This is a genomic window from Bacillus sp. Au-Bac7, assembly GCF_021341655.1.
Classification (GTDB): domain Bacteria; phylum Bacillota; class Bacilli; order Bacillales; family Cytobacillaceae; genus Niallia.
This window is the reverse complement of sequence record NZ_JAJTTG010000002.1, coordinates 26312-45177: the sequence shown is the minus strand read 5'-3', so window position 1 is coordinate 45177 and position 18866 is coordinate 26312. Positions and strand designations below refer to the sequence as shown.

Genomic DNA, 18866 nt, shown 5'->3' with positions numbered 1-18866 from the left:
AACATTCAATCCGTTGTTAGCATAGAAAAACATTATTCCTCCCCTCTGCTTCACAATTTGTAACCCCTTACATTTCATAAAACACACTAGACCAAACTAACTGATGATGCCATAATTAATTTGTTTAATGAACTAATTAATTGGTCGTTATTAGATTAACACCCTCTAACTCGTTCGTCAAACACTTTTTGAAAGCGCTTTTTTAAATTTTTATACAAAAAAGAACGATGCTTTTAAAAAGCATCGTTTCATTTCTTATATAGCCAGCGCAATGCCACCATAAATTGCTCAATAAAGTATTCCCGCTGGTGATTAGCAGCTTGCCTTACTTCAAAAAGCAGCTGCTGCTGAGAAAATCCCTTTCGTTCAAGGATGCCATTCGCATTTTGCACAGACTGAACCATTTCCTGCTGTATATTCGTTTTTCCTTTTCCTTCTTCACTGCCAACATATAAATACAGCTTCTTTTTCTCAGGAGAGCACTCTTCATTCTCTAAAAATTCGAGCATATTTGGAAACCATAAGGATGGGGATAGTAGACCGTACTTCCCGATTACCTCACTGGTAGAAAACAAGGCAAACAGCGTAATTAGTCCTCCTAAAGAAGCTCCGAGCATACCCGTTTCCTTCATATCAGGTATTGTGCGGAATTGACTATCTATATATGCTTTAATAGACTCTTCCCAAGTATGCAAATATTCTTTTCCTTCCCCCTTAAAATCAGGGAAGGCTGGTACTAAACTCTCCGCAGGCCATGGAGTATATTCATGAAGTCTATCAACAGGCTCCATTCCAATAAGAATCACTTCTTTGATTTCATTTACTTGATAAGACTCTTTTAACTTAGCCAAATTACTGGAGAATAAATAGTGTCCATCATGCACATACACGGCAGGATAATGCTGATCTGTTTGATAGTAGCTTGGAGGCAAGCAGATGTACAGCTTCCTGCCGCCAACTGTTTTTTCAATTAACTCTTCCATTCTTGCCTCCTAAACTTTTGCTTTTACTAATAAAAAGATGAAATATGGTGCTCCGATAATGCTTAGTATAATACCTACAGATATTTCTGCCGGTGCGACAACACTTCTGCCGATATAATCAGCTACTGTCAAAAGCAGCATGCCGACAAGCCCACAAACTAGCAAGGAATGACGGTTCTTCAATCCAACTAGAAGCCTAGCGATATGAGGACAGATTAGTCCAATAAATCCAATGCTTCCGGAAACTGCCACACATGAACTTACTAATATAACGGCACCTGCCATCAACAGCCACTTCTCCTTCTCCACTTGTATGCCAAGACCTTTCATGACATTTTCTTGGAGGCGGAATAAATCGAGCTTGTAAGCTTTAAAGAGGATGAAGGGTACGACAAGTAAAAACCATGGAAGTATGGAAATGACATATGTCCATGTAGCATTATAGATGGTCCCATTAAGCCAAACAGTTGCCATTTCAAAGTCCTGTGCTTTCATCTTTAGAGACAGAAACATGGACAGTGATCCAAACCCTGTGCTGATTGCAATTCCTGTTAAGAGCAGACGCTGGGAATCAAGGCCGCTAATTCTGTTCCATGCTAACAGGAATATAATCGTAGCAGCAAACAATCCGCCGATTAAACCAATCAGCGGCATTAACAGCTTCATCAGGAGCTGATCGCCAGAGAAGGTTCCTTGAAAAAGGAGCATATATGCAACAATAAAAGCTCCGGCTCCACTGTTTATACCAAGAATGGCCGGATCTGCAAGTCCATTTTTTGTAATGCCTTGAAGGACCGCACCGCCAACACCAAGGCCAAAGCCAATCAGCAAGGCAAGCACAAGTCTTGGCAGCCTTAATTCAAATAGTACTAAATCAATATCCTCCTGCGGACGTATGCGGAACAAACTTTCATAAAACTGCGAGAAGGTGATAGGATACACACCATTTGTGATGCTGTAATAACCTGCAGCAAGGATAAGGACAATCAGAACAAATACGGTTATGTAAAATCTTTTGTTAAACACGCTGATCGCCTCCTCCCTTTCGCTTAATTAAATAGAGAAAGAAAGGAACACCGATGAAGGATGTAATGATGCCAATCGGTGTTTCAAATGGGTAATTGACAAACCTGCTGATCACATCACAGAAAACTAAAAATACTCCGCCTAAAATGCCGGCGCACGGGATAACGGCCCGATAGTCACTTCCGACAAGATATCTTGTGATATGGGGAATAATCAGTCCGATAAAGCCAACTTTTCCGACCAATGCCACTGATATTCCTGTCATTAAGCCGACTGCTGCCATAGATAACAGCTGAATCCATCTTGTCTTTTGTCCCAATCCTGTCGCGAGATCCTTGCCTAAAGACAGGATTGTCACTGATTTCGATAAAAACATCGATATAATAATTCCAACTAAGGCAAATGGAATAACAAACGTTAATAAAGGTGAATCGATTTGATGAAGCCTCGCATTATACCAAAAGCTCATTGTTTGGGAAACTTGGAAATAGGAGGCGAGACTGGAGGATACACCGCTTAAAAATGTTCCGATAATCGTCCCGATTATCGCAAGCTTGACTGGCGAATAGCCGTTTTTCACGAATGCTGCCAAGCCCATTACAAGTGCCACGCCAAACAGTGATCCAAAAAATGAAAGACATAATAGCTGAAAGGAAGATAAATTAGGCAAAAAGATAAATGAAATGGTAATAAAAAAAGCAGAGCCGTCTGTCACTCCCATTATGGATGGAGATGCTAAATAATTTCTTGTGATGCCTTGCATTAATGCTCCCGAAACAGCTAATAGTATCCCAATCAGTAAGGCACCAACTGCTCTTGGTATTCTTGAACTCCTCACGATTGTCTGCTGCATATTATCTGGATCATAATGGAAAACAGCTGCAAAAATATCCTTAAAGGATGTGTCTGTTGCACCATATCGGATGGAAAGAAGCGTTACGAGCGCAAACAAGATTGGAGATAATATAATAATTAAATAGGTTGCCAGTTTTTTTTGATACATACATATTCACCTTATATACAATTAGTACTTGTCCAGGAGTTCTGGACAAGTACTGTTATTTTACAGCCCTAATTCTTTCTTAAAAGCTGCTAGGAAGTTTGTTTTACTCCAAGCTGTACCGCCTGCTGCCATTGGGTCAATTGCATTTACATATACATGTCCGTCTTTAACTGCATTCAAGTTCGTCCATATAGCATTGCTTTCGAAATCCTTCAATGCGTCTTTATTTTCTTGATTTTCAGATTCCTCAAATTGCACAAACAAGTAATCAGGATTCATTTCAGCCAGCTTTTCCAATGAAATTTGTTCTTGGGCTTTAGCTGCTTTTACTTCTTCTGGTACTGTAAGTCCTAAATCAGTGTAAAGTACTGGATTGAAATACACACTCTCTGGGTATATAAAAATGCTACCGCTGCGAATTCTGACCATTACAACTTCTTTATCAGCAATTTTTTCCGCAACTGCTGTCTTTGTTTCCTTTACACTTGCTTCGTAATCAGAAATGTACTTTTCAGCTTCCGCTGTTTTACCCGTAATCTCTGCCAAAACAAGCAGATTATCCTTCCAATGAGTAGAAATATGAGAAATCGGAATCATTGGTGCGACTTTATTTAAGCTTTCCACGACATCTGCTTGAAACTTGCTTGTTCCAAGAATGACATCCGGTTTTAATTGCAAGAGCTTCTCTGTGCTCGGCTGGAATTTGTCACCAATTTCTTGAGCCTCAGACATGGAATCTCCTAAAAATGCAGGAAACTCGCCACCAGTTGCTACTGCTCCTACTGGTTTAACTCCTAACACAGCTGCATCTTCCATTGCTTCCTGACTTGCTGTAACAATTTTAGTACTATTGCTTGGAATTTCATATTCTTTATCTAAAAATGTAATGGTTTTTGTCGTATCAGCACTTGCTTCCTCTGCAGGTTTTTCACTGCTACCTGCAGACTCTTCTTTTCCGCAGGCAGCTGCAATTACAAGCAGGATACCTAACATTATAATAAATGCATATTTTTTCACGAAGATCTTCCCCTTTTATATAGTCTAATTGATATTGATAACCACTTTCAATTAGGATTATACAAAACTATCTTTTATTGGAACATGGATTATTTCCTCTCATTTACTTGTACTTTTTCCGTAATCAATTCTAATAGATTATGAATAACACGAAGATGAGAGCTTGCAGAGCATTCATTCCAAGGATCTGATTGGATGTAATAAACTTGCTGGCGTTTCACAGCTTCAATATTGTTCCAATGCACCGATGTCCTGACAGTCTCCCAATGTTTTAGCGTTTCCTCATCCTGGCGTATATTCATTAAAAGGAAATCTGGCTGCATTTCCATAACAGTATCTATTGATATTTGTTCATTATGCTTCCATTTGTCTTTCTCTTGTGCAGAGCCTATCTGCAGCTCTTCATAGATTACTTCTATAATGGTTCTAGAGCGGTTTAAATAGTAATTATCCTTGAAAAGACTGATGACTAGTCCTTTTTTTCCGCTTAAATATGGAGCTAGCTGCGCAGATGCACTTAATGCCTGATTTTCATAGAAATCCATCCAATCCTTTGCTTCTTTTGTGCAGTTCAAATATTCTGCTATCTGAAAAAACTGATCTTTCCAATTGTCCTGCTCTGAATAATAAAAGACAGGAGCAATTTTAGCTAATTCTGCTTTTTCGTCTGCAGTTATTTCCTGTTTCGCTATAATTAGATGGGGCTTTGCCCTCTTTAGCTTCACAATGTTTTTGCGCCATTCTGTATGCTTTCGATAAGACTCGAGATGGAAGATAATATCATCTTTGTACTGCTCATAATAATCAAGCGTCCATTTCGGATGAATGGGGGCTGCATATGGAAGTATTTGCAACGCCAGCAGATGTCCTGTTGTTGCGAAATCATAGGAAGCTATTTTTCTATGTCTTTTCTCCCGATATGCCGATGGAGAAATGCCGACTGCTTGTTTAAACTTTCTGCTTAAGTAGAATTCATCCGCATAGCCGACAGAACTGGCAATAGAACGAATGCTGTCTTTTGTCATCAGCAATAGTTGTTTAGCTTTATTTACACGTAATCTCGTAATATAATCGCTTATCGTAATACCGTATTGTTTTTTAAACATTTCTGAGTAATATTTAGGACTAAGCTCTGCCTGCTGTGCCAGCATATCAATCTTTAAGCGTTCATGAAAATGAGCTTCCATATACCTTTTTGTTTCCTCGATTGCTAAGAGAGTATCATTAGGTGTGTCGTGCTTTTTATAGGACAATAAATGAAAGAATACCTCATCAAGCCTAGCTCTCTGCAGAAAATGGAGGTAAGGGGTGTCCTCCCCTTCAAGGCGATACATTTCCTCTATTAGTACTGCCGCCTCTTGATGATAAGGTATTACCTGCTGCTGCATACATGCCAAGCTGTCTAAGTAGGGCTGAATCTCTTCCTCCTTGTCTTTCAAGAACACTTGAAAGGAAATAAGATAATAATCTACATCACCAGCAAATGTAAGTTTATATGTACTGCTTGGCGGGATGACGAGGAGCTGGTGGCTGGCAAATTGCTTCACTTCTTTATTGATCGTAATGGTTCCTCTGCCAGTCTGAATATATATTAAATCGAAATAAGACGTAATTTTATTTTCCTTGCTTTGCTTGTGAATGCGCTTGATGCTCTTCAAGTCTAAATAGAAATTTTTCCAAATATTATTATTTTTTATGATTGCCACTTGTTTTCCTCACCAGTTCCCTTTAAAATATTTGATGATATTGATAATCATTTTCATTAATAATACCAAAATTTAACCAATTAATAAAGATAGCCTGCACTTAAATGAAACGGAGGAAAGTATGAAGACAGAACCATATACCTTGCCGCATACAGAATGCTGGTCTATCTTGTCACAAGGAAATCAGCAATTATATAAAATATTCGTATCTGTTCCTGATTCACCTGCGCCTGAAGATGGTTTTCCACTTATATATGTACTAGATGGAAACTCTATCTTTGCCAGTTTCACAGAAAGTATGAATCTGCAGACTAGACGGGGAGAGATTACAGGAAAAAAACCGCATATTATTGTGGGCATCGGTTATGAAACAACAGAACCATTTAATGACAGTAGATATTTTGACTTTACCTTCTCACCTGAGATAGATTTCTTATCCTACCATCCCATAGACAGGGACTTTCCACCAGGGGGCGGCGGAAGCTTGTTTCTTTCTTTTATTGAAAAACAACTTAAGCCCCAAATTGAACAAAAATATGAGGTTAATACCGAAAAACAGACGATTGTCGGTCATTCTCTTGGCGGTTTATTCGTACTTTCTGCATTATTTACTTCGTCTTCTTCCTTTCAGTATTATGTGGCAAGCAGCCCCTCCATCCATTGGAATGAAGACTTTTTAAATACTGCAAAGCAAAAGTTTATGGAAACTGAGCCGAAAGCGAAGCTCCTTATCACAAGCGGAGAATTGGAAAGAGATCATTTTTCACAAATGAATGAAAAAGCGAAGAAACTTAATGATGAACTTCAAACACATGTTTCTGCTAAGTTTGATAGTGAATTTCTCGAATTTCCAGGAGAGGATCACACGACAGTTCTCCTGCCGCTCATTAACAAAACGATTTTGTTCATGAATGATATTAAACAGCAAATTAAATAAACTATACTGTTTTGCTTGAATTAATAGTAGCTTGGGTATAATATGTAACTATAAGCATAAACTAGAAAAAGCCAAGGAGCGGGTAACTCCTTGGCCCTGAACTACTGCCATATCGGGCGGTGCGGTCAGGCTAATATATTAGATTAGCGAGAAGAACCACCCTTACGTTTGTGGCGCGGGGTGGTTTTTCTTTGCTCTTTTTTCCTTTTGCCCGCTAAGCGCTGTGCGTAAGCTGCAGCAAAAGCAGTGAAAAATACTGTGACAGTATTCTCCAGCAGAGTCTTTAGAAAATCCATTGGCGTGTTCACCTCCTTCACCATAAGGGAAAGAGTGACCAGCACCACCCGCATCAAATATATGTAGTTCACTTCTATTATACACTTTTTTGGTAGGTTTTTCTTTACATTCCAAATAGTTTCATAAATTAGGATAAATCACCTAACAACAATAAATAAAGCCAGGCTTATTATAAAGCCTGACTTTATAAAGGAAACTGCCATACCTAAGTTCGATAAAACTTAAGAGTTTAAGAAGGAAGGTATAGCATAGCCTTTATATTAATTGGGAAAGCAATCCATCTAACGATTTACAAGATATAAGAGTTAGAAGGAAGATAGATAATAGCCCAATATGTATTCATACTATAGATATTCTGAAACAATGAGATCAAGATCAAAAGGAGTAATCCCTTTATCAACAGAGAAAATTAAATCTGCTTCCTCTATTGTAGCACAAAACTCTCCTCGTGCCTCAATATGAAGTTTAAATAAATCATATAAATTCGGTTTGACAAGTGAAGTTAATGCCTTTCCCATCAACACCATTCCCATTTGATTTTCTTCTACATTATTAGCAAAATATGGATCCGTTCGAAGTGCAACATCTGTCCAAATAATTTTATTATCCTGTAAATCAAGTATCATTGGAATACATATCTTAGAATCAGATGTAATATCCATTCTATTCTCGACTGTTTTTGGCTCATATATTTCCCCGGAATTAGGATTTTCTCTGCTCATCCAGCCCATAAAGCATTCTGGAAGCTCATTAAATGCCTCACCGCTAAAAGAATGGATAGAAAAGACAATATACCTTCCGCCGAAATTACGGACCGACTGTATATCCAAATCAATGAACTCACTTGCGCCTGCTGGTGCTGAAGTAATATCACCACTATGACTCGATTTATACTTAGCTGATCTTAAGTTCGTATACGAAACATGTTCCAAATATCCCCAGGCTTCATCATACATAACGGCGGATAAATCGATATCTGTGCCCCAATCTTTCGAGCCGTCTTTCCAATAAAGAAAAGTTCTAATTGTCTTCATGGACTCTGCCACATCCAGCTTAGATCCTCTCACAACAGCTTTAACCGACTTATTAGCGGAGCGCTGGGAAAATGGCACAAGATAATTTTTTAGTGCTTCGTCCAAATAAACCTTTCCAATCGGACCCCTTTGCTTATAAATACTGATTAAACTGTTGTCACAAATGCACACAATTTCCTCACAAACTTCCTCTGCAATGTCAGGGAGATTATTGTCTATTACAAACATCTTCGCTACATTTCCTTTAGGAAAAAATGATCTTTTTTCATTTCCTGCATTCCTGTTTTTAAAATGTTCTCTTACTTGCAACAGCACCGTCGTTTCTACTTTTTCAGCAATTGCCTTAAAATTCTCGATCACAATCTCAGGCTGGTGATGAAGTCTTAATAGGTGATCAAGCTTGCGCGCAAATTCACCTGGTCTTTCAGACAAAAAAGTCATAGCATCATCCATTCGCTTTGTGCACAGTGCCTCTGCAACAAGACCATTAAATGTAGGAATATGCTCATTATTTCTCAGCTTGAAAAAAGCTTCGTTCGCCTTTTTAAATTGCTTATATTCTCCTGGATGGAGCCGCTCTCCTAACCTAATCCATCTGTTCTTATACCTTTTCATATCCTCTTCGATATTGCCGCAGTTTTCAAGAAGCGTTAGAAGTAAACGTCTCTCCTTTCTTTTAAAGCTCTTAAATCGTGTACTTGCAGCTAAGCTGACATCCCCATCCGAAAGAGACACAGCAATCCGCAGGACATCTGTAGCTGTTTTAACATATTGAAACAGAATCTTATGATCTAAGTTGTTCTCCAATAATAACTTTCCAAGTAAAGCAATATTCTCCTTCAAAGGCACTTCTCGCGGTATAAGCTGCCAGGCCATTTCAGGAAAGCTTGAGAAGGCATACTCCAAGTCTGCCTTGTCAGTTGCTGAAAGGGACGTTTTTGAAGAAAGCAAGTTTCGGAAAATCATCAAAAAATCGTCAGTCGAACCAAGGGCTATCACTTTTTGCTCTGTTCTGTCATACAACGGCAGTCTTGTCTGTTGCTCATATTCAGGCAATATTGTCCCCTCTGACAAATAATGTATAAGCGCGTTTACAAATAGTTCTGCATCGCTCGCTTCCATCACCTGCTGCGGAAAGTTCGGATACATTGGCTTATAGGTCTTATTTGCACCCAATAATTCTTTCAAATTATCGATGGTGGATAAATAGAATTCATTAAGCTGGTTTGCGGAATATGTATATAGTGTATCAATGATAGATTTAGAAAATGTGTAGCCTAGTGATTCAAAATTGGCTAAGATGGTGGCTATGTAATGGAGATTAGGCGTATGGTCATTGCCTTTGGTTAGGATGAGTTTATTTTTTCTTCGTAAGTAGATTTGATTAATCATTATTCACCTCTTATAAATAAATACCTTTCTAGTTATATCATCATTTAGTAAAAAAATAAAATAATAACTTACATAATTAATATAATATGGAAACTCAGTTTAATAATAAAGAGAGGCAAACCTTTGAAAGGTTTGCCTTTGTATATGGTAATCTACTACTAAAATTCTTCTTCTTCCTCAACAGCAGTTATATCAAAGAGATAATCAGTTGTTGCTGTACCTTCCCATCCCTCTTGAGTAATATTACCTTGCTCATCTGTCTCTTCACTCATTTTTTTCAGAGCATATGTTGAGATAGAAAAACCTTCAACTGGTAACTGCTTTTCATCTAATTTCTTTATTTCTCCATTTGAAATAACATGAGGTTCATTTTCAGCAAAACCATATTGCGTTCTTTCGCCAAAGCTGTGTATCGCAAAAGTAGACAAACTTCCTTTAGCATTTGTAATGTCTGCAATATTAAGCGCGTTCATATTTACAAAGAAATACTTGGCATCTACTAAAGAAATAAGATTATCCCAGGCTTCAAAATGACTTTTAGAAATTTCATACCTATTCTTATCCACTACATAATTAATACTATAATATACTATGTCAAAGTGATCTTGCTGAATTAAATCCCAGCTTAATTCTGTCGGCTTGCCTGATTTAGTATATTGCAAGTTAAAATTTGTGAGCTTAATTTCACCATCTTTAAGTTTTAATTTCTTCATAACCAAATCGTTCTCTTTATCAAAATTAAGCTTATATACCGAACCAATTTCATGTTCAAGATTTATCGTGCGGCTCTCCCATTTATCTACAGCAATTGGTGTGATCCATTGTACGATTATAAATATAATGAAACCAAAGATGGCTGCTTGACGTTTAATAGGCGTATTTAACTTAGGTCGGAAAAACAGTAAATAAATGATAAAGCCAAGCGGTAAGGCAATTCCATTAAATTTAAATGCAAATACACCTAATATATAATAGCCAATTATTTTTAAAGAAAAATAGGCTTCTGAATCACTCTTTTTCTTGATTAAATACAATAATCCCCCAACTACTAACACTATGTAAACAATAGATGAAATCATCAAGTCCCCCTGTCTGGAATGCTGTCTCACTCCAGATATATGTATTATAATTCCAATACAAGTATAACATGGCAATTATAATTCATTTATAGAAAGTTATTTTGATAATGAAAAAAGACCTTCATTCTAATGAAGGTCTCACTTATTTTAGCGGTAAAATGCTTCGATTTCACTAACAATCTTATTAGAACTAATTTCTGGACTAGTTAAAATCGGAATGGCAACATGCTTTAGAGCAGTCTTTGCTCTTGCCATTGAAAGTTGAGCCAGTATGATTAGATCTACTTGATTATTGAGAAGCTTTTCTACACTGCTTGCAATAAGGCTGTCATGCAATTCAAATTCTTTGTTATTTAGAGCAGCAAATGCTTCTGTATTAACTTCCACTAAAACCTCTACCTCTTTTCCCAAGATATCAGCCTTGTCTTTTACTGCTTTTTCCGTAGTCGGACAGCAGTAGCTACTGTTGCAACGACACCTATTTTACTCCCCAGCTTAACGGCTTGTTCAATCATGGCATCATCTACATTTTCAATTGGAAGCTGCGGAAACCTTTTGCGCATTTCGGTAATTGTCGGACTGTAAGCAGAGCAGGATAGAAGGATTCCATCTACTTCTGTATCCACCGCTCGTTCTAGCAAACTCGCAAAGCGTTCTACTAATGCTGCTGTAATTTCTCCTTCTTTATCTAGCGCTCTGAGCAGTCCCTCATCCATGAAATTAATCGTTTCTATATCAGGAAAATTCTTCGCAAAAGCTTCCAGTATTGGGTTAACAGAATTTAGTGTAGCATGGATTAAACCGACTTTATATTTGTTCATGTTCTACACTCCATCACTTTAAAATTTAATTTTGTTTAGATATCATATCTTGGAAGTTTATTTCGTCCATAAACTCAATGAAGGTTCTTACTAATTTCAAATTATAGTCATCTTGATTGTAGAACATCCAAGTGTGTCTAGTTATTGGATTATTATCTTTATCATTTAAGGGCAGCTGATATAAATTCTCTGTGTTTTTAATAACTAAGCTGGGCATTATCGCATACCCTAAATCATGTGCTACCATTTCCCTGCAAGTGTCTGTTTTATCTACTTTAATTCCAACTTTCGGGGGAACGGAAAAGTTCTCTGACCACCATGTATCTATCATATCTTGAAGTTTAACATCACATATATAATCAATTCGGGGTAATGTTGGAAGTTCTGCCAAATCGATTTTACTATAAGATACTAATGATAAGTTCTCTTCTAGTAATAATCTTTTTCCTCCAATCCACTTGTAATCTCCTCTTACAAATCCAATATGAATTTATGCTTTTACAATTTCAGGACCAATTCCATCTTTTCAATTCCTTCCCACCCCATTGGAAGCTCTATCCAATCAAACTTTACATCTAACTCTTGTGCAGCTGCTTTAAAAACCTTTACTGTAGCGCTTACAATTTCTGGCCCAATGCCATCACCTTGTAATACTCCTAACTTATATGCCTTCATCATCTCATCTCCCTATTTCGTTTGTGCTTATAGATTTTCAATATTGAATTTCTACTATCACTGTAATATAAAGCTAACGATAAATGAAATATCGCTTTTTTATGTTTATCCATAACTATTTTTTATTTTCCTATCCACCGGTGTGATCATATTAACCATTACTTTTTTTTATCGATAACAATAACTTATATTGATTTCTATAATATAGTGGTTTTTTTGTATAATGGTAGAAAATATAATAACAAGGGAGAGGCTTATGGAGAACATAATAGAGCAATTTAAAGGCATTCCTACTACATCGATTTCCGATTCTATGAATGGATTAAATAATCTGGACCCTTCTATAAAGCCAATTAAGGATGAATATTCTTTTGCTGGCAGAGCACTTACTGTTAAAATTCCAGTTGGTGATAATTTGGCCGTTCTAAAAGCCATCAGAGAGTCAAAACCTAATGATGTTATTATTGTCGATGCTAAGGGAGATACATACAGAGCTGCTGCCGGGGACTTTGTAATTGGTATGGCAAAAACGCTTGGGGCTGGTGCATTTGTTGTAGATGGTGCAATCCGAGATATAAATGGCATTAGAGATCTCGATTTCCCTGTTTTTTGTAAAGGGACAACTGTAGCAGCTGGAGGAAAAGCTGGCATGGGAGAGATTAATATCCCGATTTCTTGCGGAGGTGTTACGGTAAAACCAGGTGATATCATTGTCGGCGATATTGACGGTGTTGTCGTAATTCCACAGGAACAGGAAGAAGAAATATTGGCAAACTCACTTGATAGAGTGGAAAAAGATAAAGCAAGAGAAGAACAAATCTCAGGCAATAAAGAAGAAATTATTATATATCTTGATCAAATGATTCATTCTGCAAAATAAGTATTCATGAAAGGAAGACATCTGCTCTTCCTTTTTATTATGGGGAGATAAATATGATGTTGAGAATAATAATATTTTCTGTTTTTGCTTTTCAATTAATTATTAATATTACTCGTCCAATTATTACGTTATATGCATCTGACTTAGGATCAAATACATTTGAAATAGGTATATTAACCGCTGCGTTCTCCTTCTTCCCACTTCTTTTTGCTTTACATGCTGGCAGAATAGCTGATAAGTATGGAGATCGTTATCCGGTTATTTTTGGGATGATTGGATTAGCTGTAGGTATGTTTTTCCCATACTTTTCCACCTCTATTTCGGCTTTGTATATTAGTCAGTTAATTGTAGGGATATCGAATATTTTTATCGCTGTTTCTCTGCAAAATGTTATAGGTACTATAGCTACCGAATCGAATCGAGATCAATATTTCAGTATGTTTGGCATGGCAGTTGCTGCTGCTTCTGTATTAGGTCCGATGCTTGGGGGATATATCTCTGAACACTATAATTATAATAGTGTGTTTCTCATTTCCCTGCTATTATCTATCCTGCCTATTATCATAAGCTTAAAAATACCTGCCATTAAAAAGGATGTGGGTGAGAAGAAAAGCATTATCGAATCAATTGGGTTATTAAAAATACCCTTATTAAAGAAGGCTTTATTTTCAAGTGCCTTAGTTTTGTATTCTAGAGATATTTTCGTTGCCTATTTTCCTATTCTTGCAAAGGAGTCACATTTATCCAATTCACAAATTGGGCTCGTTATTTCATTACAAGGATTAGCGATGATTATAATTCGCTTTATTTTACCGAGACTGCTTTTAATTATGGGCAGAGACTATATTTTATTTATCTCTGTTCTGCTGGCCGGTGCATCTTTTCTGCTTATTCCATTTACCGGAAGTCTGACTTTTTATTGTGTCTTTAGCTGCTTGATGGGCTTTGGTCTTGGCTGTGGCCAGCCGTTATCTCTGACTACTACTTATAACGCTTCACCGTTAAACAGAACTGGGGAAGTGCTAGGGTTAAGACTTTCTACCAATAGACTATCCCAATTAATTGCACCAATATTTTTCGGAATAGTAGGCACGTGGATGGGAATTTTATCTGTTTTTCTTTTTAGCGGCTTTTTCTTAATTGGTGGTTCTTGGTTTATTAAAGAAAACAAGACTAATGGTGGAGGTACAGTTGAAATAAACAAATAATAAAAAGATAAGCTGGTGGCAGCTTATCTTTTTCGTGTTCATTTCTTCTCCAAAAGCACCATCCATTCATCGAGTTTAAAGGAGAGCACCTCACTTTCCTCCAATTGAAACCCAAAGTAATCTAGTACATTTACTTCAGTATTATCGATGTACTTTGCAACTTTCTTAATCTGCTCTAGAGAAGATGTTGTTCGTTCTACCCAGCTTTTATATTCCATCTGTTTCTTTCTAACTTTGGATTTCACAAGGACAAGACCAGTCTCGTCAATCCAGCTTTCCCACTCATTCCGCGTGTAACAGCGAACATGACTGCTGTCGCGTAATCGTTCTAATGTATTAATAAACTCATCAAAGTTACTCTCATCTGGTGCTATATTATCAATTAATAGCAGCTTTCCTCCCGGTTTAAGAACCCGATGTGATTCTTTTAAAAATTCCTTGGCATCCGGAAAATGGTGTGCCGCAATTCTGCATGTCACTAAATCAAAGCTTTCGTCTAAAAACGGCAGATTTTCAGCATCTGCCACAATGAAGTGTATATTGGATGCATATACATCTAAGAACTGTTTTGCTTCCTTTAACATTTCAACTGTTAAATCTGTTGCATACACTTCTTTAACTTGAGGAGCTAAGAGCTTTGTAACATGACCGCCCCCAGCAGCTATATCTAAGACAGTCCAACTCTCTTTCGGCGCAGTCCATTCTAGCAAAAGTTGTAAGTCTTCTCCTTTTGAATGGCTTTTGCTTTCTACATATTTTTTAGCGTTCTTTCCAAATTGTAGCTTTACCTCCGCCTTTACATCATTGAAGTTTTTATCATTCATTCTCATCACCTCTACCTATACTATACAATCATATTAATGAAGATTATCATCGGAAATACTAATGGTTCTCCATAACATTTAATTATTACGCTGCATTTTCTTCTTAAAAACAATAATAAAAAATCCGCATACCCGCACAAAAGATGCGTTATACCTAATACTATAGCCATTACCACAAATGGCAGGCTATTCCAAATTCATCCCTCTTACTATTACTTATCAATGGAAGAATGAGAACGTCTACCAATACATGATGACATCCTTGTTAGTATTCGTAGCATTTTAGACTACATAAAATGCAGGCTTTCATTTCATACTTATTATAGGGGGTTTTTGGATATGTATTTTAGTTGGATGCTTGCACTAATCATGTATACTCAACAAATGACGATGACAGATGATTTAATAATTACTAACAAAGGCGAGGAAATGTTTGTAGTTAATCGTTCTAACTTTTCCATGCAATACCCTGTATTGCCTTTTTTAGATACAGATAAGCTGGAGAGTTTTATGGATGAAATAGATCAGCAAATAAGTAAAAAACCTAAAAATGCGATTATTGATACAAACGGCAGTATTATCTCAGAACAGGTTGGCTACCGATTAAACAGGGCCGTTTTTACAGATAAGGTGTATGACTATTTTTTCTCTAACGGTTCAGCTGCGCTGGATATTCCTATAAGAGCCAATTATCCTCGAGTAGATAGTGAATTGCTCGGCAATATTAGAGGAGAAAAAATTGGACAGTATATTACTTTCTTTAATCCATATAACAAAGAACGTAATAACAATATTAATCTTGCTGCAAAAGCAATCAATAATTATGTCCTATTTCCAGGGGAAAGCTTTTCGTTTAATAAAGTGGTTGGTGAAAGAACAATGGAACGAGGTTATTTACCATCTACAGCCATTGTAAACGGGGAATACTCTGAACAATTTGGGGGAGGAATTTGCCAAGTTTCCTCTACTCTATTTAATGCAGTCGATAACGCAGGCTTAAATATTGTCCAGCGATTTACACATAGCAGAGGTGTTTCTTACGTTCCTGTTAATCGAGATGCCACTGTAAGCTGGGATGGACCTGATTTGGTTTTTAAAAATGATTATAATCAGCCAATACTCATACTTGCTCGATCCATCAATAACCATATTAAAGTGGATATTTATTCTTCTGATGTAATTACATACACACCTAAGCAGGTGCCATATCTTCCTTAGAAAAACAAAAATACTCCCAAGTTAACTAACTTGGGAGTATTTTTTATGAATCAAAGTAACCCATCAAAGATAGATATCAAGTAGACTCTATTGCAGTTGCAAGCGCGCAAGTATAAAGCTCATCATTATTTAACATTAATAAGAGCTAAAACATGCATTATTATCCACGCCTGCCTCCTCGTCCACCTCTTTTACCTTCTGTATTATGTTTAAGAGATGATAAGCTCTCTTCACTGCTCTTTAGGAATTTTGCCATTTTATCTTCAAATGTTTCTTTTGGTTTAAAATTCCCTTTAGAACGGTCATTGTTTCCACGTCCTTGTGCTGGGCGAGTTCGTGGTTTATAAGAAGACTGACCTTCCGGCTTTTCTATCGTTTGCTTAATAGATAAAGCAATCTTTCCTTCTTTTTCACTTAAAACCTTTACTTGTACCATATCACCAATTTTCAGATGATCATTTACATCTTTTACATAGCTGTCTGCCACTTCACTAATATGCACAAGTCCTGTTTTTCCCTCAGGTAACTCAATGAATGCTCCAAAATTAGTAATACCAGTTACTTTACCTTGCAATTTACTTCCTATTTCAATAGACAATATCTTTTGCCTCCTTATCTTATACAAAACAACTAATTATAACAAAAATTCGATTTGTTGACAAGACGCTTTCCCAATGTATCATTTCCTGCTCTGTCATGTCGGCTGCATTTAATATTAATTCAAGTTTAACGATAGAACTGCCATAATATCAGTATCAACACTCTGACTGAAAGTATCGTTAATAAAATAAAAACACTTCTGTCATTTTGTTGATTTTCCCTTTTTAATGTCCTAAAAAACCCAATAAAATAGCCGCCAATTGGCAGCTTAAGATTATCCCTTGTCATTTTTAATAAAATTTTTACCATCAGTTGTTTTTTTGCCAATAATTACAGAGAGAACAACGATTACAGCAATCACAATTGTTACAACAGAAATAGTCTCTCCTAAGAAAACAGCTGAAAACAATATCATAAAAAACGGTTGCAAATATTGAATTTGACTAACTCTGGCGATCCCGCCGATTGCCATTCCGCTATACCAGGCGACATAAGCTAGAAATTGACTTACAACTGCGAGATAACTTAAACTGAGCCACGCGGTGAATGGTGCGTGAAGCATATCAGCTGTTAAATGCATGGCAACTGGGATAATAAAAAAGGGAGCGCCAATTATAATTGCCCAGGCAATCACTTGCCAGCTTCCTAGTTCTTTTGCGAGCTTTCCGCCTTCTGCATAACTAAATCCGAGCAGTATTACTGCGGCAAGCAGGGCAATGTCAGCTAATTGTAATTGGCCGAACCCTAAATTCAGCGCATAGATAACAACAGCAGCAGAACCTATGAAGCTTGAAAGCCAGAATTTAAGAGAAGGCCTTTCGCCTGCTCTGTATATGGCAAACCCAGCTGTTGCTAATGGCAGCAGAGCTACTTCAACAGCTCCATGAGAAACTGGCAAAGACTCCATTGCCCAGGACGTTAGGAGCGGAAACCCTAACACTGCTCCTAGTGCAACGATAATAAGACTTTTGAATTGGTGAAAGGAAGGGAGCTTTTCCTTGTGGACAATCAATACGATTACAACTAAAATAGCGGCGAAAACTGTTCTTCCTAACCCGACAACTGTCGTTCCAAAGTAATCAACTGCAACACTAGTAGCAGGGAGTGTTAAACTAAAGCAAATGACACCAACTAATCCAAGCAGCATACCCATTTTTTCTCTAGCCAACTATGTTTGCCTGCCTTTCTTTATTACATAGTAGTAATTCTTTGTAGTATTCCCTATTTAATGTTGGAGATCGGTAAACTTATGCATCATGCATGCATTTTCCTTTCCTTAATGGAAGACTCGATGATTAAATCAAGGAGCTTACTGTAGGAAATTCCTGCAGACTCTGCACTTTTTGGCAGCAAGCTGTTCTTCGTCATACCTGGCAATGAATTAACTTCAAGGACATATGGAATCCCACTTTCTAGCATCATATCTACTCGTGCATAAATGCTGCATTTTAAAGACTGATAACAGCTCATCGCAGCAGAAAAAACGCGTGCTTCCATTTCTGGCAACAGCTGGACTACTTCTTCCACAGTAGCTGTGTCATCATATTTCGAGTTATAATCAAAAAACTCTCCTTTATGGCGAATTGATATGACAGGTAAAAGCTCTCCGTTTAGGATGGAACAAGTAATCTCTTCACCCTTGATATGTTTTTCAACAATTGCTTCAGTGTCCCATTTAAATACTTCATTAATGGCGGCTAGTAAGTTTTTTCGGTCATAGACAATTTTCACTCCTACACTTGACCCGCCAGAATTAGGTTTTACAATCACCGGATAACCCATCTGTTCTATTTTCTCTATCTTAAGTTCTGCCTTAGTAAGATGAATCCAGTCTGGCGTTGACACGCCTTCATAGCGGATGATTTTTTTCGAGATATTTTTATCCATGCATAAACTGCTGGAAAGCACACCGCTGCCTGTATAAGGAACACCCATCGTTTCCAGAGTGCCTTGAATAACACCATCCTCTCCAAATTTGCCATGAAGCGCCAGAAGTGCGACATCCAGATTTTTTGCCTTAGCGATTATTTCTTCTTTATGCTCAAGACAAATTGGGATTATCTCATATTTATTTTTGTCTAAATGCGCAATCATTTCTTCCCCTGTCATCAAAGAAACTTGTTTTTCGGATGAAATTCCACCCATTATTACGCCAACTCTCATTCT

General features: G+C 37.2%; 20 protein-coding genes. 4 read left to right on the top strand and 16 right to left on the bottom strand.

Going from position 1 to position 18866, the window contains the following annotated elements; all coding sequences use genetic code 11:
* Positions 1-248: 248 nt before the first annotated feature.
* From LXM54_RS08745 to LXM54_RS08725, 5 genes are all read right to left on the bottom strand, one after another.
* Complete coding sequence (locus LXM54_RS08745) at positions 249-983, bottom strand: alpha/beta hydrolase (RefSeq protein WP_233314837.1); 735 nt, start codon at positions 981-983, stop codon at positions 249-251.
* A 9-nt stretch (positions 984-992) separates the two neighbouring features.
* The gene (locus LXM54_RS08740; protein WP_233315612.1) at positions 993-1988 is read right to left on the bottom strand and encodes a FecCD family ABC transporter permease; all 996 of its coding nucleotides are present in this window, start codon (positions 1986-1988) and stop codon (positions 993-995) included.
* Positions 1989-2001: 13 nt separating this feature from the next.
* Complete coding sequence (locus tag LXM54_RS08735) at positions 2002-3012, bottom strand: FecCD family ABC transporter permease (protein WP_233314836.1); 1011 nt, start codon at positions 3010-3012, stop codon at positions 2002-2004.
* Between the two features lie 60 nt (positions 3013-3072).
* Complete coding sequence (locus LXM54_RS08730) at positions 3073-4029, bottom strand: iron-hydroxamate ABC transporter substrate-binding protein (RefSeq protein ID WP_442780434.1); 957 nt, start codon at positions 4027-4029, stop codon at positions 3073-3075.
* A gap of 89 nt (positions 4030-4118) precedes the next feature.
* Positions 4119-5735, bottom strand: coding sequence for an ABC transporter substrate-binding protein (locus LXM54_RS08725; RefSeq protein WP_233314835.1), 1617 nt, complete (start codon positions 5733-5735; stop codon positions 4119-4121).
* Between the two features lie 121 nt (positions 5736-5856).
* On the opposite strand from LXM54_RS08725, the gene LXM54_RS08720 reads away from it, so the two are divergent.
* Positions 5857-6672 carry an alpha/beta hydrolase gene (locus tag LXM54_RS08720; protein WP_233314834.1) on the top strand — a complete coding sequence of 272 codons (816 nt, stop codon included), beginning with the start codon at positions 5857-5859 and terminating at the stop codon, positions 6670-6672.
* Positions 6673-6815: 143 nt separating this feature from the next.
* Here the strand turns inward: LXM54_RS08720 and LXM54_RS08715 are convergent, their stop codons facing one another.
* The 7 genes from LXM54_RS08715 to LXM54_RS08685 all read right to left on the bottom strand — a co-directional run bounded on the left by LXM54_RS08715 (position 6816) and on the right by LXM54_RS08685 (position 11973).
* Complete coding sequence (locus LXM54_RS08715; protein ID WP_233314833.1) at positions 6816-6968, bottom strand: hypothetical protein; 153 nt, start codon at positions 6966-6968, stop codon at positions 6816-6818.
* A 345-nt stretch (positions 6969-7313) separates the two neighbouring features.
* Positions 7314-9395 (bottom strand): TerD family protein, encoded by a 2082-nt coding sequence (locus LXM54_RS08710; RefSeq protein ID WP_233314832.1) that lies wholly within the window; start codon positions 9393-9395, stop codon positions 7314-7316.
* Between the two features lie 158 nt (positions 9396-9553).
* Positions 9554-10474 carry a hypothetical protein gene (locus LXM54_RS08705; RefSeq protein WP_233314831.1) on the bottom strand — a complete coding sequence of 307 codons (921 nt, stop codon included), beginning with the start codon at positions 10472-10474 and terminating at the stop codon, positions 9554-9556.
* Positions 10475-10621: 147 nt separating this feature from the next.
* Positions 10622-10861, bottom strand: a complete 240-nt coding sequence (locus LXM54_RS08700) for a hypothetical protein (RefSeq protein ID WP_233314830.1) — start codon at positions 10859-10861, stop codon at positions 10622-10624.
* A 41-nt stretch (positions 10862-10902) separates the two neighbouring features.
* Positions 10903-11295, bottom strand: coding sequence for an aspartate/glutamate racemase family protein (locus LXM54_RS08695; RefSeq protein ID WP_233314829.1), 393 nt, complete (start codon positions 11293-11295; stop codon positions 10903-10905).
* A 25-nt stretch (positions 11296-11320) separates the two neighbouring features.
* The gene (locus LXM54_RS08690) at positions 11321-11749 is read right to left on the bottom strand and encodes a substrate-binding domain-containing protein (RefSeq protein WP_325169571.1); all 429 of its coding nucleotides are present in this window, start codon (positions 11747-11749) and stop codon (positions 11321-11323) included.
* 44 nt (positions 11750-11793) lie between these two features.
* On the bottom strand, positions 11794-11973 hold the full coding sequence (locus tag LXM54_RS08685; protein WP_233314827.1) for an isocitrate/isopropylmalate family dehydrogenase: 180 nt from the start codon (positions 11971-11973) through the stop codon (positions 11794-11796).
* Positions 11974-12226: 253 nt separating this feature from the next.
* Here LXM54_RS08685 and LXM54_RS08680 point away from each other — a divergent pair, with 253 nt between their 5' ends.
* Entirely contained in the window at positions 12227-12850 is a 624-nt protein-coding gene (locus tag LXM54_RS08680) for an RraA family protein (RefSeq protein WP_233314826.1), read from the top strand.
* A gap of 53 nt (positions 12851-12903) precedes the next feature.
* Positions 12904-14058, top strand: a complete 1155-nt coding sequence (locus LXM54_RS08675; RefSeq protein WP_233314825.1) for an MFS transporter — start codon at positions 12904-12906, stop codon at positions 14056-14058.
* Positions 14059-14096: 38 nt separating this feature from the next.
* Here the strand turns inward: LXM54_RS08675 and LXM54_RS08670 are convergent, their stop codons facing one another.
* Positions 14097-14882, bottom strand: coding sequence for a class I SAM-dependent methyltransferase (locus LXM54_RS08670; RefSeq protein ID WP_311315930.1), 786 nt, complete (start codon positions 14880-14882; stop codon positions 14097-14099).
* Positions 14883-15221: 339 nt separating this feature from the next.
* Between LXM54_RS08670 and LXM54_RS08665 the strand changes: the two genes are divergently transcribed.
* The gene (locus LXM54_RS08665; RefSeq protein WP_233314823.1) at positions 15222-16100 is read left to right on the top strand and encodes a VanW family protein; all 879 of its coding nucleotides are present in this window, start codon (positions 15222-15224) and stop codon (positions 16098-16100) included.
* A gap of 160 nt (positions 16101-16260) precedes the next feature.
* Here LXM54_RS08665 and LXM54_RS08660 read toward each other — a convergent pair whose 3' ends face one another.
* The 3 genes from LXM54_RS08660 to LXM54_RS08650 all read right to left on the bottom strand — a co-directional run bounded on the left by LXM54_RS08660 (position 16261) and on the right by LXM54_RS08650 (position 18863).
* Positions 16261-16698: a S1 domain-containing RNA-binding protein gene (locus tag LXM54_RS08660; protein WP_233314822.1), complete on the bottom strand. Its 438-nt coding sequence runs from the start codon at positions 16696-16698 to the stop codon at positions 16261-16263.
* 276 nt (positions 16699-16974) lie between these two features.
* Entirely contained in the window at positions 16975-17853 is an 879-nt protein-coding gene (locus tag LXM54_RS08655; protein ID WP_233315610.1) for a DMT family transporter, read from the bottom strand.
* 101 nt (positions 17854-17954) lie between these two features.
* The gene (locus LXM54_RS08650; RefSeq protein WP_233314821.1) at positions 17955-18863 is read right to left on the bottom strand and encodes a D-alanine--D-alanine ligase; all 909 of its coding nucleotides are present in this window, start codon (positions 18861-18863) and stop codon (positions 17955-17957) included.
* Positions 18864-18866 lie beyond the last annotated feature (3 nt).